Annotated in this window: 22 protein-coding genes and 2 pseudogenes; 11 read left to right on the top strand and 13 right to left on the bottom strand. The window is 70.7% G+C overall.

The genetic code is table 11. From position 1 onward, the window contains the following. Nucleotides 1-143: 143 nt before the first annotated feature. From ACH4RC_RS16135 to ACH4RC_RS16145, 3 genes are read right to left on the bottom strand one after another with little or no spacing between them, the layout of a single operon-like run. Nucleotides 144-1,112, bottom strand: a complete 969-nt coding sequence (locus ACH4RC_RS16135; protein ID WP_398200676.1) for an ABC transporter substrate-binding protein — start codon at nt 1,110-1,112, stop codon at nt 144-146. A 17-nt stretch (nt 1,113-1,129) separates the two neighbouring features. Continuing rightward, nucleotides 1,130-1,798, bottom strand: coding sequence for an ABC transporter permease (locus ACH4RC_RS16140; protein ID WP_398200679.1), 669 nt, complete (start codon nt 1,796-1,798; stop codon nt 1,130-1,132). After that, nucleotides 1,795-2,553 (bottom strand): ABC transporter permease, encoded by a 759-nt coding sequence (locus ACH4RC_RS16145; RefSeq protein WP_398200682.1) that lies wholly within the window; start codon nt 2,551-2,553, stop codon nt 1,795-1,797. Before ACH4RC_RS16145 ends, ACH4RC_RS16140 begins: the two co-directional genes overlap by 4 nt. Nucleotides 2,554-2,749: 196 nt before the next feature. On the opposite strand from ACH4RC_RS16145, the gene ACH4RC_RS16150 reads away from it, so the two are divergent. The 7 genes and pseudogenes from ACH4RC_RS16150 (at nt 2,750) to ACH4RC_RS16180 (ending at nt 8,840) form a co-directional block, all read left to right on the top strand. Beyond that, nucleotides 2,750-3,919, top strand: coding sequence for an ABC transporter ATP-binding protein (locus ACH4RC_RS16150; protein ID WP_398200684.1), 1,170 nt, complete (start codon nt 2,750-2,752; stop codon nt 3,917-3,919). Between the two features lie 181 nt (nt 3,920-4,100). After that, nucleotides 4,101-5,492 (top strand): annotated as a pseudogene (locus tag ACH4RC_RS16155) (phosphatidylglycerol lysyltransferase domain-containing protein); the annotation flags it as partial. A gap of 194 nt (nt 5,493-5,686) precedes the next feature. Continuing rightward, on the top strand, nt 5,687-6,550 hold the full coding sequence (folP, locus tag ACH4RC_RS16160) for a dihydropteroate synthase (protein WP_398200687.1): 864 nt from the start codon (nt 5,687-5,689) through the stop codon (nt 6,548-6,550). Continuing rightward, nucleotides 6,547-7,122, top strand: a complete 576-nt coding sequence (locus ACH4RC_RS16165) for a nuclear transport factor 2 family protein (RefSeq protein WP_398200690.1) — start codon at nt 6,547-6,549, stop codon at nt 7,120-7,122. Before folP ends, ACH4RC_RS16165 begins: the two co-directional genes overlap by 4 nt. Before the next feature lie 211 nt (nt 7,123-7,333). Continuing rightward, on the top strand, nt 7,334-7,693 hold the full coding sequence (folB, locus tag ACH4RC_RS16170; RefSeq protein ID WP_398200693.1) for a dihydroneopterin aldolase: 360 nt from the start codon (nt 7,334-7,336) through the stop codon (nt 7,691-7,693). After that, a complete protein-coding gene (folK, locus tag ACH4RC_RS16175; protein WP_398200696.1) occupies nt 7,690-8,289 on the top strand; it encodes a 2-amino-4-hydroxy-6-hydroxymethyldihydropteridine diphosphokinase in 600 nt (199 codons plus the stop codon). Before folB ends, folK begins: the two co-directional genes overlap by 4 nt. Nucleotides 8,290-8,357: 68 nt before the next feature. After that, nucleotides 8,358-8,840 carry a DUF3180 domain-containing protein gene (locus ACH4RC_RS16180; RefSeq protein ID WP_398200699.1) on the top strand — a complete coding sequence of 161 codons (483 nt, stop codon included), beginning with the start codon at nt 8,358-8,360 and terminating at the stop codon, nt 8,838-8,840. 336 nt (nt 8,841-9,176) lie between these two features. On the opposite strand, the gene folE is transcribed toward ACH4RC_RS16180, so the two are convergent. The 6 genes from folE to dacB form a co-directional block, all read right to left on the bottom strand. Then, nucleotides 9,177-9,782 (bottom strand): GTP cyclohydrolase I FolE, encoded by a 606-nt coding sequence (folE, locus tag ACH4RC_RS16185; RefSeq protein WP_398200702.1) that lies wholly within the window; start codon nt 9,780-9,782, stop codon nt 9,177-9,179. Between the two features lie 110 nt (nt 9,783-9,892). Further along, nucleotides 9,893-11,908, bottom strand: a complete 2,016-nt coding sequence (gene ftsH / locus ACH4RC_RS16190; protein WP_398200704.1) for an ATP-dependent zinc metalloprotease FtsH — start codon at nt 11,906-11,908, stop codon at nt 9,893-9,895. 195 nt (nt 11,909-12,103) lie between these two features. After that, the gene (gene hpt / locus ACH4RC_RS16195) at nt 12,104-12,664 is read right to left on the bottom strand and encodes a hypoxanthine phosphoribosyltransferase (RefSeq protein WP_398201561.1); all 561 of its coding nucleotides are present in this window, start codon (nt 12,662-12,664) and stop codon (nt 12,104-12,106) included. A 44-nt stretch (nt 12,665-12,708) separates the two neighbouring features. Further along, entirely contained in the window at nt 12,709-13,734 is a 1,026-nt protein-coding gene (gene tilS / locus ACH4RC_RS16200; RefSeq protein ID WP_398200705.1) for a tRNA lysidine(34) synthetase TilS, read from the bottom strand. A gap of 198 nt (nt 13,735-13,932) precedes the next feature. Beyond that, a complete protein-coding gene (locus ACH4RC_RS16205; RefSeq protein ID WP_398200707.1) occupies nt 13,933-15,078 on the bottom strand; it encodes a zinc-dependent metalloprotease in 1,146 nt (381 codons plus the stop codon). A 302-nt stretch (nt 15,079-15,380) separates the two neighbouring features. Next, nucleotides 15,381-16,883 carry a D-alanyl-D-alanine carboxypeptidase/D-alanyl-D-alanine-endopeptidase gene (gene dacB, locus ACH4RC_RS16210; protein WP_398200710.1) on the bottom strand — a complete coding sequence of 501 codons (1,503 nt, stop codon included), beginning with the start codon at nt 16,881-16,883 and terminating at the stop codon, nt 15,381-15,383. Between the two features lie 178 nt (nt 16,884-17,061). On the opposite strand from dacB, the gene ACH4RC_RS16215 reads away from it, so the two are divergent. Further along, on the top strand, nt 17,062-17,553 hold the full coding sequence (locus tag ACH4RC_RS16215; protein WP_164303342.1) for an inorganic diphosphatase: 492 nt from the start codon (nt 17,062-17,064) through the stop codon (nt 17,551-17,553). Between the two features lie 176 nt (nt 17,554-17,729). Next, complete coding sequence (locus ACH4RC_RS16220) at nt 17,730-19,394, top strand: threonine/serine exporter ThrE family protein (protein ID WP_398200712.1); 1,665 nt, start codon at nt 17,730-17,732, stop codon at nt 19,392-19,394. Between the two features lie 62 nt (nt 19,395-19,456). Here the strand turns inward: ACH4RC_RS16220 and ACH4RC_RS16225 are convergent. Both ACH4RC_RS16225 and ACH4RC_RS16230 read right to left on the bottom strand, forming a co-directional pair. Further along, nucleotides 19,457-20,128 (bottom strand): annotated as a pseudogene (locus tag ACH4RC_RS16225) (DedA family protein); the annotation flags it as partial. Nucleotides 20,129-20,291: 163 nt separating this feature from the next. After that, nucleotides 20,292-21,053, bottom strand: coding sequence for a MerR family transcriptional regulator (locus ACH4RC_RS16230; RefSeq protein ID WP_398200714.1), 762 nt, complete (start codon nt 21,051-21,053; stop codon nt 20,292-20,294). Between the two features lie 113 nt (nt 21,054-21,166). Between ACH4RC_RS16230 and ACH4RC_RS16235 the strand changes: the two genes are divergently transcribed. Both ACH4RC_RS16235 and ACH4RC_RS16240 read left to right on the top strand, forming a co-directional pair. Then, nucleotides 21,167-22,486, top strand: a complete 1,320-nt coding sequence (locus tag ACH4RC_RS16235; protein ID WP_398200717.1) for an ion channel protein — start codon at nt 21,167-21,169, stop codon at nt 22,484-22,486. 46 nt (nt 22,487-22,532) lie between these two features. Next, nucleotides 22,533-23,951: a glutamate decarboxylase gene (locus ACH4RC_RS16240; RefSeq protein ID WP_398200720.1), complete on the top strand. Its 1,419-nt coding sequence runs from the start codon at nt 22,533-22,535 to the stop codon at nt 23,949-23,951. 3 nt (nt 23,952-23,954) lie between these two features. Here ACH4RC_RS16240 and ACH4RC_RS16245 read toward each other — a convergent pair whose 3' ends face one another. After that, nucleotides 23,955-24,572, bottom strand: a complete 618-nt coding sequence (locus tag ACH4RC_RS16245) for a PadR family transcriptional regulator (RefSeq protein WP_398200723.1) — start codon at nt 24,570-24,572, stop codon at nt 23,955-23,957. Nucleotides 24,573-24,598: 26 nt separating this feature from the next. Further along, nucleotides 24,599-25,135: a DinB family protein gene (locus tag ACH4RC_RS16250; RefSeq protein ID WP_398200725.1), complete on the bottom strand. Its 537-nt coding sequence runs from the start codon at nt 25,133-25,135 to the stop codon at nt 24,599-24,601. Between the last annotated feature and the right edge of the window lie 59 nt (nt 25,136-25,194).

The raw sequence follows: 25,194 nt of genomic DNA on the forward strand, positions 1-25,194 counted from the left end.
GGCACAGAAATCACCGGACTCACACCGGAAGACGCCCGCACCGCCCGTTCCGTTCCCTCCCGTCCCTCCCGACGGCCTTCTCGATGGTCCTCTCGATCACCCTCATCGATGGCCCAGAGAAGACCTCCGCGGGCCCTTCAAGATCATTTACCGATGAGGTCCTTGGACTCGAGATAGTCCTTCGCGACATCCGCTTCCTTCTGGCGCTCGGCGTCGACCTTGCGGTTCAACTCGATGAGGTCATCCGTCGTGAGCGTCTTCGTCAGCTTCCCGAGAACGTCGGATATCCCCTTGTCACCGGCGTCCTTCGCGTTCACAACCGGAATGATGTTGTCCGCGTTCTGCAGCTTCTTGTCGTCCTCCAGGAGAACGAGGCCGAAGTTCTTCAGCGTCGCGTCGGTCGTGGTCGTCAGGACCAGCTGGTCCGTGCCGTTCTTCACGGCCTGCTTGGACTGCGTGGTGCCGACGCCCTTGGGGTCGATTCCGGTGACGTCGATGCCGTACGTCTTCTTCAGACCCGGCGCGCAGAACGGCCGCTCCTCGCATTCGTCACCGGCGGCGACCTTGACCTTCTCGCCCGACTTGCCGAGATCGGAAAGCGTCTTGAGGTCGTGCTTCTCCGCGAAGCTCTCGCTGACGGCGAACGCGTTCTGGTCGACGGCCTCACCCGGGTCGAGAACCTTCAGCCCTTCCGGCTCGGCGAGCCCCCGCAGCGCCGTGACGGTGGCGTCGACATCGCTGGAGGCGACCGGCTTGGCGTCGGAGCCGTTCTTCTTCAGGTTCAGGAATTCGGCGAGCGTCGCCGCGTATTCCGGCACCACGTCGATGGCGCCCTTGGCGAGCTGCGGCTCGTAGATCTCCCGGTTCTCGACCGTCTTCACCGAGGCGTCGTACCCGGCGTCGGACAATATCTGCCGGTACAGCTCGCCGAGCACCTTGGCCTCGGTGAAACTCGCCGCGCCGACGACGACCTTGCCCTTCTTGCCGCCGTCGCCCGAGCTGCCCGAGTCGTCCTTGCCCTCCAGGCTGTCCCCGCCGCACGCGGTGACGCCCGCGGTCAGCGCCGCGACCGCCACGGCGGCCAGAGCCATTCGACGCGTCCTGCTGTTCATCGCTCTCCTAGTTGCCTTCACGCCCGGCCCCGCATGGGGTCGAGCACCCGTCCCAGCGCCACGAAAACGCCTTCCACCAGCAGCGCGAGCGCGGCCACAAGGACGGCTCCCGCGACCACCTGGGGCGTGTCCTGGAGGTTGAACCCGGCCGTGATGATCCGGCCGAGGCCGCCCTCGCCGGCCATCGCCGCCAGCGTCGCCGTCGCGATCACCTGCACCGCCGCCGACCTCAGCCCGGTCATCACCAGCGGGTACGCCAGCGGCAGCTCGACCCGGGCGAAGACCTGGCGGCCGCTCATGCCCATGCCGCGCGCCGCCTCCACCACCGAGCGGTCGACCTCGCGCATACCCACGTACGCGTTGGTCAGCAGCGGCGGCACCGCGAACAGGACCAGGGCGATCAGCGTCGGCACGTCACCGTGGCGGCCCAGCGGGGTCAGGGTCAGCAGGACGAGGACGGCCAGGGTCGGCACCGCGCGCCCCACGTTCGACACGTTGATCGCGAGGGCGCCGCCCTTGCCGATGTGCCCGAGCCACAGGGCGAGCGGCAGCGCGATCAGGCAGGCCACGGCGAGCGCGACACCGCTGAAGTACAGATGCTCGGCCAGGCGGTGCCACACCCCCTTCTCGCCCTGCCAGTTGGCGCCCGTGCTCAGCCAGTCCCATGCCCCCGATATCGCGTTCATGCCACCTTCTCCGGCTCCACCGAGGCCGTGGTCGAGGCCGGCGCCGCGCCGCCCTGACGTATTCGGGACCCGCGCGAGGACCGCCCGGCCGCCACCCGCGTCCACGGGGTCAGCCACCGCTGCACGCCGAGGAGCAGCAGGTCCGCGAGGATCGCGAGCACCACGCAGAGCACCGAGGCGGTCAGCACCTGCGCCTTGAAGTCGCTGTCGAGGCCGTCGAGGATCAGCGTGCCGAGGCCGCCGTAGTCGACGATCGCGCCGACCGTCGTCAGCGCCACCGTGGAGACCGTCGCGATGCGCACACCCGCGAGCAACGCGGGCAGCGCCAGCGGCAGTTCGACCTCCCACAGCAGCCGCAGCGACCCGTACCCCATGCCGCGCGCGGCCTCTCTGGCCTCTTCGGGCACCGCCTGCAGCCCCGCCAGAATGTTGCGCACGAGAATCGTCAGTGAATACAGGACGAGTCCGGTGACCACCAGCGCGGCCGAGAGCCCGAAAAGGGGCAGCAGCAGCGAGAACATCGCCAGCGAGGGAATCGAGTAGACCACCGTCGTCAGACCGAGCACCGGGCCCGCGAAAGCCCGCTTGTGCCGGGCGAGCAGCGCGAGCGGGAACGCGATCAGTACCCCGATCAGCACCGACGCCACGGTGATCCCGATGTGCTGGACGGTCGCGTCCACCAATTCCTGGCTGCGGGTGCGCAGATACTCCCCGCACACCCAGTCATTGGCCACCAGGCAGTTCTGCTCGCTCACCCCGCCCACCTCCCCCGCTTCCCCGAACGTATGTCAGTGATCCGCACAACCGCACGCACCTTTTCTGACTGTCGACGACCCTAGCGGGCAGCACTGACAATGGCCGATACCCGTCCCCTCCCCGCAACATTCCCTTCACACGACTGCCTTGCCGGGCCGTGTCCGTCGGCGCCGCGGCGCGGCAGAATGGGGTCTCATGATCCGGTTCGAGCACGTCAGCAAGCGGTATGCGGACGGCACCACTGCCGTCGACGACCTGTCCTTCGAGGTGAACGAGGGCGAACTGGTCACCCTCGTCGGCCCGTCGGGCTGCGGCAAGACCACGACGATGAAAATGGTGAACCGGCTGATCGAGCCCACCGAGGGCCGGATATTCCTCGACGGCGACGACATATCCGCCATCGACCCCGTCCAGTTGCGGCGCCGTATCGGCTACGTCATTCAGCAGGTGGGCCTCTTCCCCCACAAGACGGTGCTCGACAACACCGCGACCGTCCCGCACCTGCTCGGCGTCAAGCGCGCCACCGCCCGCGAGCGCGCGGCCGAACTGCTCGACCTGGTGGGCCTGGACCCGAAGACGTTCGGCGACCGCTACCCGGAACAGCTCTCGGGCGGCCAGCGCCAGCGCGTCGGCGTGGCCCGCGCCCTGGCCGCCGACCCGCCCGTCCTGCTGATGGACGAGCCGTTCGGCGCCGTCGACCCGGTCGTCCGCGACCACCTGCAGACCGAGTTCCTGCGGCTCCAGCAGACGCTCGGCAAGACGGTCCTGTTCGTCACGCACGACATCGAGGAGGCCGTCCGCCTCGGCGACCGCATCGCCGTGTACGGGCAGGGCCGCATCGAGCAGTACGACACCCCCTCGGCCGTCCTGGGCGCCCCCGCGACGCCGTACGTGGCCGACTTCGTCGGCGCCGACCGGGGTCTCAAGCGCCTGTCCGTGACGCCCATCGAGGAGGGCGACCTGGAGCAGCCGCCCGTCGTCCACCTCGACGACCCGCTGCCCACGGACCTCGACGCCCGCTGGGCCGTCGTCCTGGACCACGACAACAACCTGCACGGCTGGATCTCCGCCGAGCACACGCGCGCGGCAGCGGCACAGGGCGGAGGCGGCACCGTGCGCGACCACGCCCGCCGCATGGAGGCGTGGCTGCCGGTCGGCGCCTCGCTCAAGCAGGCGTTCGCGACGATGCTCCAGCACGACGCGGGCTGGATCGCGGTCATCGACGCCCGCTCCGAGGGCCGCTTCCTCGGGGTCCTGACCCCGGCCAGGCTCCACGAGGCGCTGCGCCGCTCCACAGCGGCGGACGCGCGGGACATCACGCGCGCGGAGGTCGAACTGGAGACGGTGGCGCCGCTCGGCAAGTGAGGCACCGGTGACGCACCGGTGACGCACAGCCGACGTATCGCCGACGCACCGCTTCGCTGTTTGCGGTGACTTTGCGACGGGGAGTGAACCCGGCTCCCCCTCGTCCCGTCCTAGAGAGCGCACGTCGCGGATGCCGGATATGGCACCGCGTTCACGTTTCTCGCGGAACTACGGGAATGCGATGCTTGTCAGGAAAAGCGCGGGGCAGGACCGGCAGGACACGGAGGCTCCCCCGGGGCCTGCGGGCCGGGTGCGCCGCGTGCTGCGCGGTCCGCGACCGGAGGCCGTACCGGCCCTGATCGCCAGGGCCTGCGTCCTGGCCGGGTTCCTCGACATCGCCGCCGGCGTCTTCCCGCGGTTCCGGCACAGCCGGACGCACACTCTCGCCGAGCTGATTCCGGGCACGCTCGGGCCGTTCGCCGCGGCCCTCGCACTCAGCACCGGCGTCCTGCTGCTCCTGCTCGCGCACGGCCTGCGGCGCCGCAAGCGGCGGGCCTGGCGGGCGGCCGTGGTGCTGCTGCCGGTCGGCGCCTGCGCGCAGTTCGCGTACCGGCACTCGATCGTCGGCGTCGTCGTCCCGCTGCTGCTCCTGTGGCTGCTCACCAGGCACCGCGGCCGGTTCGGCGCCCTGCCCGACCCGCACAGCCGCTGGCGCGCGCTCACGAACTTCGTGCTCATGGGCGCCGGTTCCCTGCTGTTGGGCCTCGCGATCGTCAGCGTCCATCCGCGCGGGATCGTCGGCAGCCCGAGCCTCGCCGAGCGCCTGGAACAGGTCCTGTACGGCCTGTTCGGCGTCGACGGGCCACTCGACTACACAGGCACCACGTCACGCACGGTCGCGTTCTCCCTGGGCGCGCTCGGCATCGTCACCGCGCTCACCACCGTCTACCTGGCGTTCCGCCCCGAGCAGCCGGCCGCGCGTCTCGGCGAGGAGGAGGAGCGACTGCGCGCCCTCCTGGAGAAGCACGGTGCCCGCGACTCCCTGGGCCACTTCGCGCTCAGCCGCGACAAGGGCGTCGTCTTCTCACCGAGCGGCAAGGCGGCCGTCTGCTACCGCGTGGTCTCCGGGGTCATGCTCGCGGGCGGCGACCCCGTCGGCGACGTGGAGGCCTGGCCCGGCGCCATCGAGCACTTCATGGACGAGGCGCGGGCCCACTCCTGGACCCCGGCCGTCATGGGCTGCTCCGAGACCGGCGGCGAGGTCTGGACCCGCGAGACCGGCCTGACCGCGCTCGAACCGGGCGACAAGGCGGTGGTGGACGTCGCGGATCTCTCCCTGGCCGGGGCGCGCGATGCGCAATGTGCGCCAGATGGTCAGGAGGATCGAGCGGCATGGCTGCGAGGCCCGGGTGCGGCGCATCCGTGACCTCGCTCCCGCCGAGCCGGCCCGCGTCCGCCGCGCCGCCGAGGAGCGGCGCGGCACCGACACCGAGCGCGGCTTCTCCAAGGCGCGGGGCCGGACCGGCGACGCGGCTTCTCCATGGCGCGGGGCCGGACCGGCGACGCGTCGGACGGCGACTACCTGATGGCGACGGCCCGCAGGATCGACGGGGCAGGCGCCGAGCCCGGCCCCTGCGCCCCGGAACCCCACCCTTGTCCACCCTTGTCCAGGAGCACGAAGCACGCCGCACAGGCTGCCTCAGGGGCGCGGGGAACTGCGCGAGCGACCACGACGAACCCCGCACCCGGCAACGCACACCACCACCCCACCCCGGAAGCCGCCCACCCCAACGCGGGCCCACCGATTCCGGCTCTAGGCTGGAAGCCATGAGCACGTCGCAGGTCCACCGCGGCCACGTAGCCCACCTCCCCGTCTGGGACCGCTGCGCGGTCATGGGCGTCGTCAATGTGACGCCCGACTCCTTCTCCGACGGGGGCCGCTGGTTCGACACCACCGCGGCGATCAAGCACGGCCTGGACCTGGTGGCCCAGGGCGCCGACCTCGTGGACGTCGGCGGCGAGTCCACCCGCCCCGGCGCGGCCCGGGTCGACGAGGACGAGGAGCTCAAGCGCGTCATCCCCGTCGTGCGCGGCCTCGCGGGCGAGGGCGTCACCGTCTCGGTCGACACCATGCGCGCCAGCGTCGCCGAGCAGTCGCTCGCGGCGGGCGCGGTGCTGGTCAACGACGTGAGCGGCGGTCTCGCCGACCCGGCGATGATCCCGGTCGTCGCCGCCGCGGGGGCGCCCTTCGTGGTGATGCACTGGCGCGGCTTCCTGGAGGGCGCCACCATCCGCGGCAGCTACCAGGACGTCGTCGCCGAGGTCGTCGGGGAGCTGCACGCGCGCGTGGAGGCGATCATCGAGGGCGGCGTGGCCCCGGACCACATCGTCGTCGACCCGGGCCTCGGCTTCTCCAAGGAGCCCGGACACGACCTCGCTCTCCTCGCCCACCTCGGCGAGCTCCGCGCCCTCGGCCACCCGGTCCTGGTCGCGGCCTCCCGCAAACGGTTCCTCGGCCACGTACTGGCCGACGAGGAGGGTGCCCCGCCGCCCGCGCTCGAGCGCGACGCCGCCACCGCCGCCGTCTCGGCCATCGCCGCGCACACCGGCGCCTGGGCGGTACGTGTCCACGAGGTCCGGGCCACCGCCGACGCGGTCCGGGTGGCCCGTGCCGTCGAAGGAGCCCGGTGACCAGCACCGACACCCAGGCCGTCGACGACGCGAACCGCGCCTACTACGAGGCCATGGAGCGCGGTGACTTCGAGGAGCTGACGTCCCTGTGGCTGGCGCCCGAGGACGTCTCGTACGCCGAGGACGCGGATCCGGACGACGCCGAGGACACCTCGATCAGCTGCGTGCACCCGGGCTGGCCGGTGCTGACCGGACGCGGCGAGGTGCTGCGCTCGTACGCGCTGATCATGGCGAACACCGAGTACATCCAGTTCTTCCTGACCGACGTACGGATCAGCGTCGTCGCCGACACGGCCCTCGTGACCTGCACGGAGAACATCCTCAGCGGCGGCCCCGCCCCTGCCGACAGCGACGAACTCGGACCGCTCGTCGGCCAGCTCGTCGTCGCCACGAACGTGTTCCGGCGCACTCGTGACGGCTGGAAGCTGTGGTCCCACCACGCCTCACCGGTGCTCGCGGAGTCGGACGACGAGAGCGACGGCGCGCGCCTCGCCGAAAGCGCCGGTGACGGAGACATCAGCGACATCGGCGACATCGGCGACAATCCCGAGGACGACGGACCACTCGCCTGAGTGGTAATCGCTCTCGCGGAACCGCGAAATCCCTTCTCGGGGTTGGTTTCCGGGCTCGCTGGGTATGGGCGGCTACCAGCCGCGGGCCCCGCTGTCCATAGCCCCCGCGGGCGAGTGCTGTCAGTGCTCGCAGGTAGATTCGATCGAGGCCATCACGTCGACCGCACATCGGCGGAACCGGCCTCTACCGACGACTGCAGGAGTGATTCGCGTGGATCGTGTCGCGCTGCGCGGCCTCAAGGCCCGCGGGCACCATGGCGTCTTCCCCAAGGAACGCGAAGAGGGCCAGACCTTCATCGTGGACCTGGTGCTCGGACTGGACACCCGGGCGGCCGCGGCCGACGACGACCTGGCGAAGACCGTGCACTACGGCATCGTGGCGGAGGAGGTCGTGGCCGTCGTCGCAGGTGAGCCCGTCGACCTCATCGAGACGCTCGCGGAGCGCATCGCCCGGACGTGCCTGATCCACGAAGGGGTGCAGGAGGTCGAGGTGGTCGTCCACAAGCCGGACGCCCCGATCACCGTGCCCTTCGACGACGTGACCGTCACCATCACCCGGAGCCGAGTATGAACCAGACTCAGTTCGACCCGACCGTCCAACCGGTGCCGACCTCCGTGGTGGAACAGGTCGACGCCGCCGACACCACCCTCTCCAACCCCCACCGCGCAGTCCTCTCCCTCGGCGCCAACCTGGGCAACCGCCTGGAGACCCTCCAGGGCGCCGTCGACGCCCTGGAGGACACCCCCGGCGTCCGCGTCAAAGCGGTCTCGCCGGTGTACGAGACGGAGCCGTGGGGCGTCGAGCCCGGCAGCCAGCCCTCGTACTTCAACGCGGTGGTGGTCCTGAAGACGACGCTCCCGCCCGCCTCGCTCCTGGAGCGCGCCCACGCCGTCGAGGAGGCGTTCCACCGCGTCCGGGACGAGCGCTGGGGGCCGCGCACCATCGACGTCGACATCGTCGCGTACGCCGAGGTCGTCTCCGACGACCCGACGCTCACGCTGCCGCACCCGCGCGCCCACGAGCGGGCCTTCGTCCTCGCCCCCTGGCACGACGTGGAGCCGGACGCGCAGCTGCCGGGACGCGGCCCGGTCGCCGAACTGCTCTCCGGCGTGGCCCGGGACGGAGTGGCGCCGCGCGGCGACCTGGAACTCCGGCTGCCCGAGTAATCGTTAAGGTCGTGCGGGCAGGCCGGGAAAGGTACGGCCCAGGGACACGTGAAGGGCTGCGTACGGGGATGAAGCAACTGCGCATCAGGACGTTGGCGGGCCTGTTCCTGGCCGCCGGGGTGCTGTCCTGGGCCGGCGCCCGGCTGTGGGACTCCGTCGGTACGCTGCCGAAGGTCCCGCTGGCCGCGCCCATCGTCCTCGCGGTGATCGCTGCCGTGCTCCTCGCGACGGGCCTGTCCATCCGCTCCCGGCTCAAGGCCCAGCGCGAGCGCCGCCCCGAGGCGAAGGGCGTCGACCCGATGATGGCCGCCCGGGCGCTCGTCTTCGGCCAGGCCAGCGCGCTGGTCGCCGCCCTCGTGGCCGGGATGTACGGCGGCACGGGCGGGTTCCTCCTGGAGTGGCTGGAGGTCCCGGCCCGCCGCGATCAAGCCATCTACGCCGGCTTCTCGGTCCTCGCCGGCATCGCGGTGATAGCGGCCGCCCTCTTCCTGGAGCGCGTCTGCAAACTCCCGGAGGACGACGACACGGAGGGCGCAGCCCCGGCGGCCTGACCAGGCCCGGCCCCGTTCACCAGGGCCGGCGTGCCAAGTGGCCGCTCACCAGAAACCTCGGATGCGGGTCCAGCTGCCGGCTGTAGAACGTGAACGGCATGTCCCCTGCCTTGCGCGGGGGTCCGAGCCAGCACGGTTCCGGCGGCGTCGGTGTTCACACTCCGCTCGCCGTCCACGGCCCGCAGTCCGCTGCCGATCCGGACCTCTCGTGCGCGCAGCCGAACGCCGACCGCGTGCACGGTCCGCTTGCTCGCAATTCCGTAGCTCACTCGGCTTCTCCCCTACCAAGAACCAGCACCGAGCGGCTGAAGGTAGCGGACACCACCGACAAAGGAGCTACCGAGCCATGATCAGGCTCATCGCCTCGTTGCGGGTCGCCGCGTCCCGCAGCTGGCCGCGCACCGCCGACGTGATCGTCTTGGCGCCGTGCTTGCGGACACCCCGCATCGACATGCACATGTGCTCGCACTCGACGACCACGATGACGCCGCGCGGCTCCAGGATCTCCATCAGGGAGTCCGCGATCTGCGTGGTCAGGCGCTCTTGGACCTGCGGACGGCGGGCGTAGACGTCGACGAGGCGGGCCAGCTTGGAGAGGCCCGTGATCTTGCCGTCGGAGGACGGGATGTAGCCGACGTGGGCCACGCCGACGAACGGGACGAGATGATGTTCGCAGGACGAAGCGACTTCGATGTCCTTCACCAGGACCATCTCGTCGTGGCCGAGATCGAACGTCGTCGTCAGGACCTCCTCGGGCTTCTGCCACAGGCCCGCGAATATCTCCCTGTACGCGCGCGCCACCCGGCCCGGAGTCTCCCGCAGGCCCTCGCGGTCCGGGTCCTCACCGACGGCGATGAGCAGTTCGCGCACGGCGTTCTCGGCCCGCTTCTCGTCGAACTCGCCGATCGTGCCGTCGCCGTCCAGCGTCACCGGGTCGGTCATGAGGTGCCTCTTCTCCGTATGTGCAGGCGCGGCAGCGCGAAAGGCCGCGTCCCCCACACCGTAAAGCGTGGGGGACGCGGCCTGCATTCCGGGCCCTGAGTCGACTCGGGTCAGCTCTCGGGGCGGTCTTCCTTCACCGTGTCCACCGGGGTGGTGGTCTCGATGGCGGGCGCCGATCCGTTCGCCCCGTTCGTCAGCGAGAGCTCCTTGGGGGAGAGCACCGGCGGACGGGTCGAGGGGGTGCGGCGGGAGGAGCCGGTCCACGCGGGGCGGGCCGGGCGCTTCACGATCGGGGCGAAGATCTCGGCGATCTGCTCCTTGTTCAGCGTCTCCTTCTCGAGCAGCGCGAGGACCAGGTTGTCCAGGACGTCGCGGTTCTCGACGAGGATCTCCCAGGCCTCGTTGTGCGCGGTCTCGATGAGCTTCTTGACCTCTTCGTCGACGAGCGCGGCGACCTCTTCCGAGTAGTCGCGCTGGTGACCCATCTCACGGCCCAGGAACGGCTCCGTGTTGTCGCCGCCGAACTTGATCGCGCCGAGCCGCTCGGTCATGCCGTACTGCGTGACCATCGCGCGGGCCGTACCGGTGGCCTTCTCGATGTCGTTCGCGGCACCCGTCGTCGGGTCGTGGAAGACGAGCTCCTCGGCCGCACGGCCGCCCAGCATGTAGGCGAGCTGGTCGAGCATCTCGTTGCGCGTGGTCGAGTACTTGTCCTCGTCCGGGAGCACCATCGTGTAGCCCAGAGCACGGCCTCTGGAGAGGATCGTGATCTTGTGGACCGGGTCGGAGTTGGGGGAGGCCGCCGCGACCAGGGCGTGTCCGCCCTCGTGGTACGCGGTGATCTTCTTTTCCTTGTCCGACATGATCCGGGTCCGCTTCTGCGGGCCGGCGACCACCCGGTCGATCGCCTCGTCGAGCGAGAGGTTGTCGATCAGCTTCTTGTCCGAGCGGGCCGTGAGCAGCGCGGCCTCGTTCAGCACGTTCGACAGATCGGCACCGGTGAAGCCGGGGGTGCGGCGCGCGACGGCCGACAGGTCGACGTCGGGCGCGACGGGCTTGCCCTTCTGGTGCACCTTGAGGATCTCGAGGCGTCCCTGCATGTCCGGGCGGTCGACGGCGATCTGCCGGTCGAAGCGGCCGGGGCGCAGCAGCGCCGGGTCGAGGATGTCGGGCCGGTTGGTGGCGGCGATCAGGATGACGCCGCCCTTCACGTCGAAGCCGTCCATCTCGACGAGCAGCTGGTTGAGCGTCTGCTCGCGCTCGTCGTGTCCGCCGCCGAGGCCGGCGCCGCGGTGGCGGCCGACCGCGTCGATCTCATCGACGAAGACGATCGCCGGGGCGTTCGCCTTGGCCTGCTCGAAGAGGTCACGGACGCGGGAGGCGCCGACACCGACGAACATCTCGACGAAGTCGGAGCCGGAGATCGAGTAGAACGGGACCCCGGCCTCACCGGCGACGGCGCGCGCGAGGAGCGTCTTGCCGGTTCCGGGCGGGCCGTAGAGCAGCACACCCTTGGGGATCTTGGCGCCGACGGCCTGGAACTTGGCCGGTTCCTGGAGGAACTCCTTGATCTCGTGGAGCTCCTCGACGGCCTCGTCCGATCCGGCCACGTCGGCGAAGGTCGTCTTCGGGGTGTCCTTGGTGATGAGCTTGGCCTTGGACTTCCCGAACTGCATGACCCGGGAGCCGCCGCCCTGCATCTGATTCATCAGGAACAGGAAGACGACGACGATGAGGACGAAGGGCAGCAGCGAGAGCAGGATGCCCACGAAGGGGTTCTGCTTCGACGGGGAAACGGTGTACCCGTCGGGGATCTGCTTGTCCTCGAACTTGGCCTGCAGACTCTTGGCGACGTCGACGCCCTGGTCACCGATGTAGCTGGCCTGGAGCTTGCCGGAGTCCTCGACCTTCTGGCCGTCCTTCAGCTCGACCTTGATGGTGCTCTCGTCGCCGGTGGTGAGCTTGGCCGACTTCACCTTGTTGTCGTTGATGGCCTGAATGACCTGGCCGGTGTCCACCGTCTTGTAGCCGCCGGACGAACCGACGACCTGCATCAACACGACCACGGCAAGGACGGCCAGCACGATCCACATGACCGGCCCACGGAAGTATCGCTTCACGTCCATCCATACGGAGCGATGACGCCCCGTCCCTCCTGCCATAGTGAGTTTGATAAGGCTGTTTGAAGCTGTTTGAAGAACTGTTCTTCGGACGGTACCCCAGCATTGTCACCCGACGCCGCAGGGGACGACCGGTAAACGGCCCTTCGCATGCTCCAACGGCGGGGAGCCCGGAAGGGTTCCCGGCCGTCTCGCGCGTGCTCAGCCGCCGTACACGTGCGGCGCGAGCGTGCCGACGAACGGCAGGTTGCGGTACTTCTCCGCGTAGTCCAGGCCGTACCCGACGACGAACTCGTTCGGGATGTCGAAGCCGACCCACTTCACGTCGATGGCGACCTTGGCCGCCTCCGGCTTGCGCAGCAGCGTGCAGACCTCGAGGGAGGCGGGCTCGCGCGAGCCGAGGTTGGTGAGCAGCCAGGACAGGGTCAGTCCGGAGTCGATGATGTCCTCGACGATCAGGACGTGCTTGCCCTTGATGTCGGTGTCGAGGTCCTTGAGGATCCGTACGACGCCGGAGGACTGGGTGCCCGCGCCGTACGAGGACACGGCCATCCAGTCCATCGTGACGGGGGTGGACAGGGCGCGTGCCAGGTCCGCCATGACCATCACGGCGCCCTTGAGGACCCCGACGATCAGCAGGTCCTTGCCCGCGTACTCCGCGTCGACCTTGCCGGCCAGTTCGGCCAGCTTCGCGTCGATCTCTTCCTTGGTGATGAGCACCGACTTGAGGTCGGTGCCCATGTCTTTCGCGTCCACCCGCATCACTTTCGGTCGTCCCACCGGCCGCCGCGACGTGAGCCGCGGTGTCAGCCTTGCCGGATGACCAGTCTGCCACCCTGCCGCTGAGCGAGGACTTTGCCCGGGAGATTGATCTCCCCCTGGCCGCGCCATCCGGTGATCAGACGGTCGACTTCCTCGATGTGGCGGGCGAAGAGCGCGCCGGCCGGGGCGCCCGCCTCGATGGCGGCTTTGCGCAGGATGCGGCGGCGCACGGCGGGCGGGAGCGCGTACAGCTTGGCGCATTCGAGGAGCCCGGCCGCGTCCCGTACGGAGTCGGCGGCTTCTCTGGCCCAGGTGTCGAGGGCGTCGGCATCGTCCCGGGAGAGCTGGGCCGTACGGGCGAGCGCCTCGACGACGCCCTTGCCGAGCGCCTTCTCCAGGGCGGGCAGTCCTTCGTGGCGCAGCCGGGAGCGGGTGTAGGCGGGGTCCGTGTTGTGCGGGTCGTCCCAGACGGGCAGGTGCTGGACGAGGCAGGCCTTGCGGGCGGTCTGCCGGTCGAGCTGGAGGAAGGGGCGCCGGTAGCGGCCTTCGGACCCCGGTCCGCCGGAGACGGGTGCCATGCCGGACAGGGAGCGGATCCCGGAGCCGCGGGCGAGGCCGAGCAGGACGGTCTCGGCCTGGTCGTCGCGGGTGTGGCCGAGCAGGACGGCGGCTGCGCCGTGGCGCTGGGCGGCCTCGTCGAGGGCGGCGTAGCGGGCGTCGCGGGCGGCGGCCTCGGGGCCGCCTTCGCGGCCGACCTGGACGGTGACGGACTCGACGGGGTTGAGGCCGAGGGCGGTCAGACGCAGGACGACATCCTCGGCCCGGGAGTCGGAGCCGGGCTGCAGACCGTGGTCGACGGTGATGCCACCGGCGCGGATGCCGAGTTTGGGCGCTTCGAAGGCGAGGGCGGAGGCGAGCGCCATGGAGTCGGCGCCGCCGGAGCAGGCGACGAGCACGAGGGGGCCGTGCGGCTGCTCATCGCCCGGGGGGTGGGGTTGTGCGCTGAGGATGTCGTGGAGTACGCGGCGGACCGCCAGGCGTATCGCTGCGACCGCAGGATGGGGACCCATGTCCGGTTCCCTTCATTCCGTGTCTGGGGGGTGGGCGCCAGAAAGAGAGCTGGCTCAGTCGCTCAACGCTTTTCCGGTGGGTTCGGTCACGCAGAGTGCCTCGATGGTGACAGAGCCGAGCCATTCCCTGAGCATCGCACGCCTACCCGCGGCCCACGGTCCCTCGGATGGGTGATCCTGAGCAATTCGGGACGCCGTCTACGGGGCGTCGTGAGCCCCGTCCGCCTTGTTGTGCACCCGCGCGACCCAGTCTGCGGGTTTGGCGATCTCGGCCTTGGTGGGGAGCGTGTTGGGCGAGGTCCAGACGCGGTTGAAGCCGTCCATGCCGACCTGGTCGACGACGGCGCGCACGAACCGTTCGCCGTCGCGGTACTGGCGCAGTTTGGCGTCGAGGCCGAGGAGTTTGCGCAGGGCGAGGTCGAGCCGGGAGGCACCCTTCTGCCTGCGCTCCCTGAACTTCTCGCGGATCTCGCCGACGGTCGGTACGACCGCGGGTCCCACGCCGTCCATCACGTAGTCCGCGTGGCCTTCGAGCAGGGACATGACGGCGGTGAGGCGGGCCAGGATCTCGCGCTGGGCCGGGGACTGGACGAGTTCGACGAGGGAGCGTCCGCCGTCGTCCTCCTCACCCTCGGGGCGTCCGCCCGCGAGGGACTGGGCGGCTTCCCTGATGCGCTCCAGGAACGTGGAGGGGTCGACCTCGGTCTCGGCGAGGAACGACTGGATCTCACCCTCCAGGTGGTCGCGCAGCCAGGGCACGGCGGTGAACTGGGTACGGTGCGTCTCCTCGTGGAGGCAGACCCAGAGCCGGAAGTCGTGCGGGTCGACGTCCAGTTCGCGCTCGACGTGGACGATGTTCGGCGCGACGAGCAGGAGGCGGCCGCCGCCGGTCGGCGAGGCGGGCAGGTCGCGCGAGGCCGGGGCGAAAGTCTCGTACTGGCCGAGGACGCGGGAGGACATGAACGACAGGAGCATGCCGAGTTCGACGCCGGTGACCTTGCCGCCGACCGCGCCGAGCACGGCGCCGCCCGCGCCCGAGCGGCGCTCCTGCATCTTGTCGAGGAGTGGCCGCAGGATCTCGCGGAAGCCCTCGACGTTGGCCCGTACCCAGCCGGGCCGGTCCACGACGAGGACGGGGGTGTCGTGCGCGTCCTCGGTGGCCATGCGCGTGTACGCGCGTACGTGCTCCTCGGAGGACTTGGCGTGCCGGCGCAGCTCCGCGACGATGGCCCGCGCCTCGTCCCGGCTCACTTCCGGGCCTGGTCGTACGAGTCGGGTCGCGGTCGCCACCGCGAGGTTCCAGTCGACCATCCCTGAACTGGCAGCACCGCCGATGCTCGTCATGCGTCAACGGTACGTGACCTCTTCCGCACACGGAGGGGGTTGCGCGGGGCTGTGTTCAGCGGCAGGCGCGATCGGCGTCCGCCGGGCGAGCGGGTTCCGGGGCCGCCCGAGCCGGCCGAGGACGGGTCGGTGCCGGTCCGGGCGCCTACGGGACCGGTTCCCGGGGCGCCTGTCGCGGCGGCGGGACGGCCGGCACGGGTGCCGGTGAAGTCCACGAAGGGCTACGCGGACGCGGGAGCCGCGTGCGGCACCGTCGGGCGAACGGACCGGCGTCCGCCCGGAGCGAGTCGCTTCCCACCTGTTCAGCGGCAGCCGCAGTTCGCGACCGAGGAAGCCAGCCGGTCGAGCCCCGCCTGGGCGGACTGGGGGCCTGGGGCGCCCTGGGTCATGAAGGCGAAGACGAGGAGGCGTCCGTCGGCGTCGACGACCGTGCCGGCGAGAGTGTTCACGCCGGTCAGGGTGCCGGTCTTGGCGCGGACGAGGCCCGTTCCGGAGGCGTCGGCCGCGTCGTCGTAGCGGCTGCTGAGGGTGCCGGTGAAGCCCGCGACGGGCAGCCCGGTGAGCACGGAGCGCAGTTCGGGGCGGCCGGGTTCGGCGGCTTTGGCGAGGAGGCCGGTGAGCAGCTCCGCGGAGACCTTGTCGGCGCGGTCGAGGCCGCTGCCGTCGGCGAAGCGGACGCCGGTGAGCGGCAGGCCGAGCTTGTCGAGCTGCTTCCTTATGGCCCTGCCCGCGCCGTCGAAGGAGTGGTCTTCGTGCGCGGCGACGGCGGCCTGCCGGGCAAGGGCCTCGGCGATGTCGTTGTCGCTGTGCGTCAGCATGCGTTCGACCAGGGCGAAGAGCGGGGGCGACTCGACCTTGGCGACATCCTCGGCCTTGCCGGGCGCCTTGCCCGCGCGCGGGTCGCCGCCCTTGGTCCTGATGCCGCGTTCGCGCAGCAGGCCGTCGAAGGTGCGGGCCGCCGACGCGGCGGGGTCCTCCGCGCGCGTGGCGGGCCCGCTGGTGGAGTCGTCGGCGCGGCCCTCGTCGACCATCAGGGCGGTGACCTGGGCGAGGTTCTCGTTGAAGCCGATGGGGTGGGTGGCGGGCCCGGAGTAGAGCGAGGCGTCGTAGGCGAGCGTGATCTCGGTGGTGCCGCCCGCCTTGAGGGCAGCGGCCGTTTTGTCGGCGAGAGTGCGCAGGCTGGCGGCGCCGTAAGGATTCTTCTGACGCATTGTCAGGGTGGGGTCGCCGCCGCCGACCAGAACGAGCTTTCTGGCGTCCTTGTCGAGGACCGTACGGGTCGCAATGCGGTGATCGGGGCCGGCCGCCGACAGGGCCGCGACCGCCGTGGCCAGCTTGGTCGTGGACGCCGGGGTGAGGGGGTCGCCCGAGGACTTCCCGTAGAGCTGCTTGCCGGTGACGGCGTCGACGACCGAGGCCGTGCGGTGCGTCCCGAGCGCGGGGTCCCTCAGGAGCGGGTCGAGCACGTCGGCGAGGGCCGAGCGGGTCGGCGCCGGCACGGTCGCGCCGGGCGCGGCCAGGACCGCGGGGGCGGTGGGCGCGGCGGGCGACCGGCCGGGCCCGTTGCCTGGGGCACCGCCGTGATCTGCGCCACCCCCGGCCACCTGGGAGACCGACCGGTCCGCCTCGGCCTTACGCTGGCCGGAAGCGTCCCAGGGACCGGTCGTGGCCACCACGACGGCGGCGAGGGCAAGGCCCACGGCCGTCGCGCCCGCCGCGACGTGCTTGGTCCTCGCTCGCACCACCGCTGTGGCAGCGGTCTTCGCCGCGCTCGTCAAGAGCTGCGAAGCCTTCGGCTCCGGCACTGCGGACCAGCCCCTTTCGCGATCACACACCTGCGTGAGGGACACTTAACCACTGCCCCTCACCGCGCGATCACTTCCGGGCGGCGCACCGGCTCCCGAGTCGGCTGGGGGTCCGGGGGTCATCCCCCGGGAGATGCAGTACCACCAGTCGTATGTGTTGATCATGGAGGAGCCACCGGTGGAGTTCGACGTCACGATCGAGATTCCGAAGGGTTCGCGGAACAAGTACGAGGTCGACCACGAGTCCGGCCGGATCCGTCTGGACCGTCGTCTGTTCACCTCGACCGCCTACCCGACGGACTACGGATTCGTCGAGAACACCCTCGGCGAGGACGGTGACCCGCTGGACGCCCTGGTCATCCTGGACGAGCCGACCTTCCCGGGCTGCCTCATCAAGTGCCGCGCCATCGGCATGTTCCGGATGACGGACGAGGCCGGCGGCGACGACAAGCTGCTGTGCGTCCCCGCGACGGACCCGCGGATGGAGCACCTGCGCGACATCCACCACGTCTCCGAGTTCGACCGCCTGGAGATCCAGCACTTCTTCGAGGTCTACAAGGACCTGGAGCCCGGCAAGTCCGTCGAGGGCGCCGACTGGGTGGGCCGCACCGAGGCCGAGGCCGAGATCGAGCGCTCGTACAAGCGCGCCCAGGACCAGGGCGGCCACTGACCCGAGCGGTCACTCACCGAAGCGTTCACGTACGGGCCGCACGACCTCGACCGGGGTCGGGCGGCCCGTTCGTGTAGTCATGCGCATACTGAGGCGTACGGGAGGCAGACGCTTAGTACGTAGACGTGCGTAGGCGGACGTACGTCGGGCGAGGAAAGCACAGAGGTGTCACACAGGTGACGGACCGGGAGACGGAGGCCCTTGAGGACCGCAAACCGCAGTCCGACGAGGCCCGCAGCCAGTTCACACAGCCCATCGGGGTGGTGTCGGCGCCTGCGCCGGTGGACGAGGAGTCGTCGACCACCTCGGAGTTCTCGCTTCCCGAGGGCCTGAGTTACCAGGCGACCGAACCGTCCGACGCGGAGGGCTCCGCCTTCACCCCGCCGGCGACCTACAGCTCGCGCCAGTCCCCGCCCGCGTTCACCCCGGCGCACGGCATCCCCATGGTCAAGCTGACCCGGGAGGCGCCCTGGCAGGACCGGATGCGCACCATGCTGCGGATGCCGGTCGCCGACCGGCCCGCGCCCGAGGCGGTGCAGAAGCAGGACGACGCGGGGCCCGCCGTGCCGCGCGTGCTCGACCTGACGCTGCGTATCGGGGAGCTGCTGCTCGCGGGCGGTGAGGGCGCCGAGGACGTGGAGGCGGCGATGTTCGCCGTGTGCCGCTCCTACGGGCTCGACCGGTGCGAGCCGACGGTGACGTTCACGCTGCTCTCGATCACCTTCCAGCCCTCGCTCGTCGACGACCCGGTGACCGCGTCGCGCACCGTGCGCCGCCGCGGCACCGACTACAACCGGCTCGCGGCCGTGTTCCGGCTCGTCGACGACATCAGCGACGACGACGACGAGGTCGTCGTCACCCTGGAGGAGGCCTACCGGCGCCTCGCGGAGATCCGCCGCAACCGCCACCCCTACCCCGGCTGGGCGCTCACCGGGGCGAACGGCCTGCTCGCCGGGTCCGCCTCGATCCTCGTCGGCGGTGACCTCCTGGTCTTCATCGCCGCGGCGGTCGGCGCGATGCTCGGCGACCGCCTGGCCTGGCTGTGCGCGGGCCGCGGGTTCCCGGAGTTCTACCAGTTCACGGTGGCCGCGATGCCGCCCGCCGCGATCGGCCTGGTGCTCACCCTCGCGGACGTGGACGTGAAGGCGTCGGCGGTGATCACCGGTGGGCTCTTCGCGCTGCTGCCGGGACGGGCGCTGGTGGCGGGCGTGCAGGACGGCCTGACGGGCTTCTACATCACGGCATCGGCACGCCTGCTCGAAGTCATGTACTTCTTCGTGGGCATCGTCATCGGCGTACTGATCATGCTGTACGTCGGTGTGCAGCTGCACGCGGAGCTCAACCCCGAGGCGGCGCTGCACCCCGTCCACCGGCCGTACTGGCAGATCGCCGCGTCGATGGCGCTCTCGCTCGCCTTCGCCGTCCTGCTCCAGCAGGAACGTTCGACCGTGCTCGCCGTGACGCTCAACGGCGGTGTGGCCTGGGTGGTCTACGGGGCGATGCACGACGCGGGCGGCATCTCGCCGGTCGCCTCCACCGCCGCCGCGGCCGGGCTCGTCGGCCTGTTCGGCCAGTTGTTCTCGCGCTACCGGTTCGCGTCGGCGCTGCCCTACGTCACGGCCGCGATCGGCCCGCTGCTGCCCGGTTCGGCCACGTACTTCGGGCTGCTCGCGATCGCCCACAACGACGTGAACCACGGGATCGTCTCGCTGTCCAAGGCCGCCGCGCTCGCCCTGGCCATCGCCATCGGGGTGAACCTCGGTGGCGAGATCTCCCGGCTCTTCCTGCGCTCGCCGGGGGCGGCGAACCGCCGCGCGGCCAAGCGGACGCGCGGCTTCTAGACGGAGCCCTGCTTCCGGGAGATGCCTTACCGCTTGGCGTGACGGCCGCGCTGGCCCTGCGCCGGGGGCTGCGCCTGGTCGCCCGCGGCGGGGCCCGGGTCCTCCTGCGCCGCCTTCTTGGACTTGCTGCGCGCCCGCAGGAACTCGATCGCGATCGGCACCACCGAGACGAGGACGATCAGGATCAGGATCGCCTCGATGTTCTTGTGCACGAACTCGATGTTGCCCAGCCAGGAGCCGAGCAGCGTCACGCCGGCGCCCCACAGGACGCCGCCCATCACGTTGTACGTGATGAACGAGCGGTACTTCATACCGGAGACACCGGCGATGATCGGCGTGAACGTGCGGACGATCGGCACGAAGCGGGCCAGGACCAGCGACTTGGGGCCGTGCTTCTCGAAGAACTCGTGCGCCTTCTGCACGTTCTCCTGCTTGAACAGCTTGGAGTCGGGGCGCCGGAACAGCGACGGGCCGACCTTGTTGCCGAAGAGATAGCCCGCCTGGTCGCCCAGGATCGCCGCGACGCAGATCAGCCCGACCGCGCCCCACAGCGGGAAGTCCAGGGTGCCCGCGGTGATCAGCAGGCCCGTGGTGAACAGCAGCGAGTCGCCCGGCAGGAAGAAGCCGATCAGCAGACCCGACTCGGCGAACACGATCAGCAGCAGACCCCAGATGCCGAACGTGTTCAGCAGATAGTCCGGGTCCAGCCAGCTTGGTCCGAGAGCAAGCGTCATCACGGGTCCGGGCTCCTGGGGGCTTGGGAAACGATACGGAACAGACCGACACGAAGGTCAGGCAAGGCAATGGTGATGCAAAGTTATCAACGCCCATCGCCTGTGCCAGGTTCCAGTGGCCCCTTCAGGATGCACTGTGCCCCAACTGTGGCAAACCTGTCGGTCAGCCACCGTGCCGTGCGGCGTTCGCGTGGATGGCGTCCCGCAGGTGCTCCGCGACGCCCTCGCCCATGGAGTCGTAGAACGCCTTGAACCGCTCGTCGGCCACGTACATGTCACCCAGGCAGACGTGCATCGCGTACGGGCATGCGTAGAACCAGCGCGAGATGTGCGCGCGGTGCTCCTCGGCCAGGCCCATGGCGTCCTCGCCCGTCGCGGGGGCGCCGGAGGCGACGAGGGCCGCGTAGCGCGCGCTCCAGTCGTCGACCTCGGCCTGGAGCCGCTTCCAGTCCTCCTTGCCGTAGCCGGCGGCCCGGCGCTGGGACTCGGCGTACTCCGCCGTGCCGCCCCAGCGCTCCTCGGCCTCCTCGGCGTACTGCCCGGGGTCCTTGTCCCCGAAGACCTCGAAGCGCTCCTCGGGCGTGAGCTGGATTCCCATCTTCTGTGCCTCCATGGCGTGTTCGACGGCGTCGGCCATCTTCCGCAGTCGTTCGATACGGGCGACGAGTACTTCGTGCTGGCGGCGCAGGTGCTCGCGCGGGTCCGTCGCCGGGTCGTCGAGCAGGGTGCGCACCTCCTCCAGCGGGAAGCCGAGCTCGCGGTAGAAGAGGATCTGCTGGAGCCGGTCGAGATCGGCCTCGCTGTAGCGGCGGTGGCCCGCCCGGCTGCGCTCGCTCGGCGCGAGCAGGCCGATCTCGTCGTAGTGGTGCAGGGTGCGCACCGTGACACCGGCGAATCCGGCCACCTGACCCACCGGGTAGCTCATCGCGGGGCCTCCTGATCGTCGTCGCGTTCCCGCTGTCGTCCGTGGTGGCAAGCCTGGGTCCTCACGCCGCGTGAGGTGCAAGCCTGGCCCGCACTCCGGGTGTTATGCGTGGAATGTCCGCTTACAGTGTCGCCGTGAGCCCTGATGAAGCCGTCGTCGCGCCGCCCACCGCCCAGCCCGCCGTCTCCGCTCGCACCCTGCTGCCGCTCGTCGCGCCCGCGCTCGTGGCCGGCGTCGGGTGCAGTCTGCTGTTCCTCGCGGTGAGCGGCGCCGCCGAGAAGCTTCAGGACGTGCTGTGGAGCGACCTGCCCGACGCGCTCGGCATCGGCCGGTACTCCACGCTCTGGATGATCGTCATGCTGACCGCGACCGGCATCCTCGTGGGGATCGTCGTGTGGAAGGCCCCCGGCCACGCGGGCCCCGACCCGGCGACGCTCGGCCTCGGCGGTGAGGAGCCGCTGCCGCCGTACGTCCTGCCGGGTCTGGTCGTCGCGACGGCGCTGATGCTCGCGGGCGGGCCCAGCCTCGGCCCGGAGAACCCGATCATCGCCACCAATGTCGCCCTGGCGTTCTGGCTCGGCCGCAAGGTGCTGCCGAGGGCGCCGGGCGCGCTGTGGGTGTCGCTCGCCTCGGCCGCGACGATCGGCGCCCTGTTCGGCACGCCGGTCGCCGCCGCGCTCGTCGTCTCCGAGGCGCTGGCCGGGAAGCCGATGCCGATCAGGGGCTCGCTCTGGGACAACCTCTTCGGGCCGCTCCTCGCCGCCGCCGCGGGCGCGCTGACCACGACCCTTGTCGCCTCGCCCTCCTTCGACCTGGGCCTGCCGCACTTCGGCCGGCCCGGCTGGGGCGACCTGCTCGCGACGATCGTGGTGGCCTGCGCCGCCACCGTCCTCGGCATGCTCGCGGTCCTCGCCTTCCCCTACGTCCACGGCGCCTTCGCGCGGCTGCGGCACCCGATGCTGACGCTGCCGCTCGGCGGGCTCGTGCTCGGCCTCCTCGGCGCGCTCGGCGGGCATCTCACGCTGTTCAAGGGCCTGGGAGAGGTGGGTGAGCTGGCCGCCGATCCGGAGGGCTGGTCAGCGGGGCAGTTCGCGGTGATGACCGTGGTGAAGCTGGCGGCGCTGCTGATCGCCGCGTCCTGCGGGTTCCGGGGCGGCCGGATCTTCCCGGCGGTGTTCGTCGGCGCCGCGTTCGGCCTGTGCGCGCACGCGCTCGTCCCCGGCGTCCATGTCTCGGTCGGGGTCGCGGCGGGCGTCCTCGGGATGCTGCTCGCGATCACCCGGCAGGGCTGGGTCAGCCTCTTCACCGCCGCCGTGCTCGTCGCCTCGCCCGCGATCCTCGCCCTCATGTGCGTAGCTTCTTTGCCCGCTTGGCTCCTGGTGACGGGGCGGGCGCAGATGCAACTCTCGAAGGACGGAACGTCCTTGCGCTGACACCTCTGCCCACCCTGGAAAACACCCGCTCACAGGAGTTGATGGCATGTCTCCGCTGCACATGAGCCCGTCCGACAAACCCGGCGAACCGCACCTGTCCGTCAACCCGCTGGTCGGGGAGGCCAACCCGACGGCCGGGATGTCCGAGGCGCCGCCCAAGCACCGCCTGCCCGACCGGCCGCTCGCGCCCATGACCGCGCACCAGCTCGTGCGCGACGAGCTGATGCTCGACGGGAACGCCCGCCTCAACCTCGCCACCTTCGTCACCACGTGGATGGAGCCGCAGGCCGGGGTCCTGATGGACGAGTGCCGGGACAAGAACATGATCGACAAGGACGAGTACCCGCGCACGGCCGAGCTGGAGAAGCGCTGCGTGGCGATGCTCGCCGACCTGTGGAACGCGCCGGACCCGTCGGCCGCCGTCGGCTGTTCGACGACGGGGTCCAGTGAGGCGTGCATGCTCGCCGGGATGGCGCTCAAGCGGCGCTGGGCGCGGAAGAACGCGGACCGCTACCCCTCACGGGAGGCCCGGCCCAATCTCGTCATGGGCGTGAACGTGCAGGTCTGCTGGGAGAAGTTCTGCAACTTCTGGGAGGTCGAGGCGCGGCAGGTGCCGATGGAGGGCGACCGCTTCCACCTCGACCCGGCGGCGGCCGCCGAGCTCTGCGACGAGAACACGATCGGTGTCGTCGGCATCCTCGGCTCCACCTTCGACGGGTCGTACGAGCCGGTCGCCGATCTGTGCGCGGCGCTCGACGCCCTCCAGGAACGGACCGGGCTCGACATCCCCGTACACGTGGACGGGGCGTCCGGCGCCATGGTCGCCCCGTTCCTCGACCCGGACCTCGTCTGGGACTTCCGGTTGCCGCGCGTGGCGTCCGTCAACACCTCGGGCCACAAGTACGGACTGGTCTACCCGGGCGTCGGCTGGGCCCTGTGGCGCACGGCGGAGGCGCTCCCCGAGGAGCTGGTCTTCCGCGTGAACTACCTGGGCGGCGACATGCCGACGTTCGCCCTCAACTTCTCGCGGCCCGGCGCCCAGGTCGTCGCCCAGTACTACACGTTCCTGCGCCTGGGCCGGGAGGGCTACCGCGCGGTCCAGCAGGCGTCCCGCGACGTGGCGCGCGGCCTGGCCGAACGGATCGAGGCGCTGGGCGACTTCCGGCTCGTCACACGCGGCGACGAACTGCCCGTCTTCGCGTTCACGACGGCGCCGGACGTGACGTCCTTCGACGTGTTCGACGTGTCACGGCGGCTGCGGGAGCGCGGCTGGCTGGTCCCCGCCTACACGTTCCCGGCGAACCGGGAGGACCTGGCGGTGCTCCGGATCGTGTGCCGCAACGGCTTCTCGGCCGACTTGGCCGAGCTCCTCATCGAGGACCTGAACCGGCTGCTCCCGGAGCTGCGCCGCCAGCCGCACCCGTACACCCAGGACCGGGGAGCGGCGACGAGCTTCCACCACTAGCTCTCAGGTCCGGGCGTACGGGTTCTCCTGGCCGTCCGCGAGGACGGCCACGAACGGCTCGCCCTCGCCCGCGAACGTGTAGGCGCCGCCCTCGATGCGGCCGATGAGGGCGCGGGTCCACTCCGCGCCCGTGTCGGCCGAGTGCACCCAGTAGTTCATGATCTCGCCGATGTGGCCGAGCTGCCCTGGGCCGCCCTCGGGTGTGTAGTACTCGGTGACGGAGGTGCGCCACTCCTCGATGCGGCGCACCCGATCCTCAAGGAGCGCGACGGCCTCCGCGCGCGGCAGGTCGACCATGAAGCCGAGCGCGGCGGTGAGGCTGTCGGACCGCTGGTCGTTCGCGGTCAGGGACGAGCGGAGCAGGGTGAAGTACTCCTTCGTGCCCTGCTCCGTGATCTCGTACTCGGTGCGCGGCGGGCCGCCTGCCGTGGACGGTTCCGTCTCGTGCGCGACGAGCAGCCCTTCCTTCGCCATCTGCTTGAGGGCGTGGTAGATCGAGCCAGGCTTGGCGTTCGACCACTCGTGCGCGCCCCAGTACTCCAGGTCGCTGCGCACCTGGTAGCCGTGCGCACGGCCGTGCTGGCGCACGGCTCCGAGGACCAGGAGGCGGATGGCTGACATACGGCCAGCGTATGGCCCCGGACCGCTCAGTTCTGCGCGAGGGCGACCAGTTCGAAGGCGGTCTTGCCGTCCAGGGACTCGCGGATGATGTCGGCGTGCCCGGCGTGCCGGGCCGTCTCGCGGATCAGGTGCAGGCCGAGCCAGCGCACCGAGACGGCGGGGCAGCCGAAGAACCACGGGTCGGGCGGGAGCGGGAAGGTGTCGTCCAGGCTGGGCGCGGCGCGGAAGAACTCCTCGGTGCGGCGGGCGACGTCCTCGTAGTGGTCGAGGGTCTCCTTGACCGTCTCGTCGCCGACGAGGCGGAAGCTGTCGCCCCAGTTCCCGGCGTTCCGCTGGATGTCCGGGGCGATCTGCTGCGCCCGCGCGATCCAGCCCTGCTCGACCTCGGCCACGTGCTTGAGGAGCCCCGCGAGGGAGAGCTCGCTGGCGCTGGGTGTCGTGGTGGCCTGCTCGTCGGTGAGGCCGAGCAGGGCTCGGCGGATGCCGCCGCGCTGCTCGGCGATGAAGGCGAGCAGCGCCCCGCGCTCGTCGCCGGGGGCTTCGGGGTGCACGTGCATGACCATGAGGGCCGCCTCTCGTGTCGGGGGACATCCCGGGGTGAGGAGAGAAACGTAGAACCGAT

The organism is Streptomyces sp. NPDC016845 (genome assembly GCF_044332585.1).
Lineage (GTDB): Bacteria > Actinomycetota > Actinomycetes > Streptomycetales > Streptomycetaceae > Streptomyces.

Bases quoted from the DNA above. Each gene is read 5' to 3' on its own strand.
- ACH4RC_RS16250 (WP_398200725.1), bottom strand. From the start codon at position 25,135: ATGGTCATGCACGTGCACCCCGAAGCCCCCGGCGACGAGCGCGGGGCG.
- folE (WP_398200702.1), bottom strand. From the start codon at position 9,782: ATGACCGACCCGGTGACGCTGGACGGCGACGGCACGATCGGCGAGTTC.
- hpt (WP_398201561.1), bottom strand. From the start codon at position 12,664: ATGCGGGTGGACGCGAAAGACATGGGCACCGACCTCAAGTCGGTGCTC.
- tilS (WP_398200705.1), bottom strand. From the start codon at position 13,734: ATGGGTCCCCATCCTGCGGTCGCAGCGATACGCCTGGCGGTCCGCCGC.
- ACH4RC_RS16205 (WP_398200707.1), bottom strand. From the start codon at position 15,078: ATGACGAGCATCGGCGGTGCTGCCAGTTCAGGGATGGTCGACTGGAAC.
- ftsH (WP_398200704.1), bottom strand. From the start codon at position 11,908: ATGGACGTGAAGCGATACTTCCGTGGGCCGGTCATGTGGATCGTGCTG.
- ACH4RC_RS16240 (WP_398200720.1), top strand. From the start codon at position 22,533: ATGTCTCCGCTGCACATGAGCCCGTCCGACAAACCCGGCGAACCGCAC.
- folK (WP_398200696.1), top strand. From the start codon at position 7,690: ATGAACCAGACTCAGTTCGACCCGACCGTCCAACCGGTGCCGACCTCC.
- ACH4RC_RS16180 (WP_398200699.1), top strand. From the start codon at position 8,358: ATGAAGCAACTGCGCATCAGGACGTTGGCGGGCCTGTTCCTGGCCGCC.
- ACH4RC_RS16135 (WP_398200676.1), bottom strand. From the start codon at position 1,112: ATGAACAGCAGGACGCGTCGAATGGCTCTGGCCGCCGTGGCGGTCGCG.
- ACH4RC_RS16140 (WP_398200679.1), bottom strand. From the start codon at position 1,798: ATGAACGCGATATCGGGGGCATGGGACTGGCTGAGCACGGGCGCCAAC.
- ACH4RC_RS16245 (WP_398200723.1), bottom strand. From the start codon at position 24,572: ATGTCAGCCATCCGCCTCCTGGTCCTCGGAGCCGTGCGCCAGCACGGC.
- ACH4RC_RS16230 (WP_398200714.1), bottom strand. From the start codon at position 21,053: ATGAGCTACCCGGTGGGTCAGGTGGCCGGATTCGCCGGTGTCACGGTG.
- folP (WP_398200687.1), top strand. From the start codon at position 5,687: ATGAGCACGTCGCAGGTCCACCGCGGCCACGTAGCCCACCTCCCCGTC.
- ACH4RC_RS16235 (WP_398200717.1), top strand. From the start codon at position 21,167: ATGTCCGCTTACAGTGTCGCCGTGAGCCCTGATGAAGCCGTCGTCGCG.
- ACH4RC_RS16150 (WP_398200684.1), top strand. From the start codon at position 2,750: ATGATCCGGTTCGAGCACGTCAGCAAGCGGTATGCGGACGGCACCACT.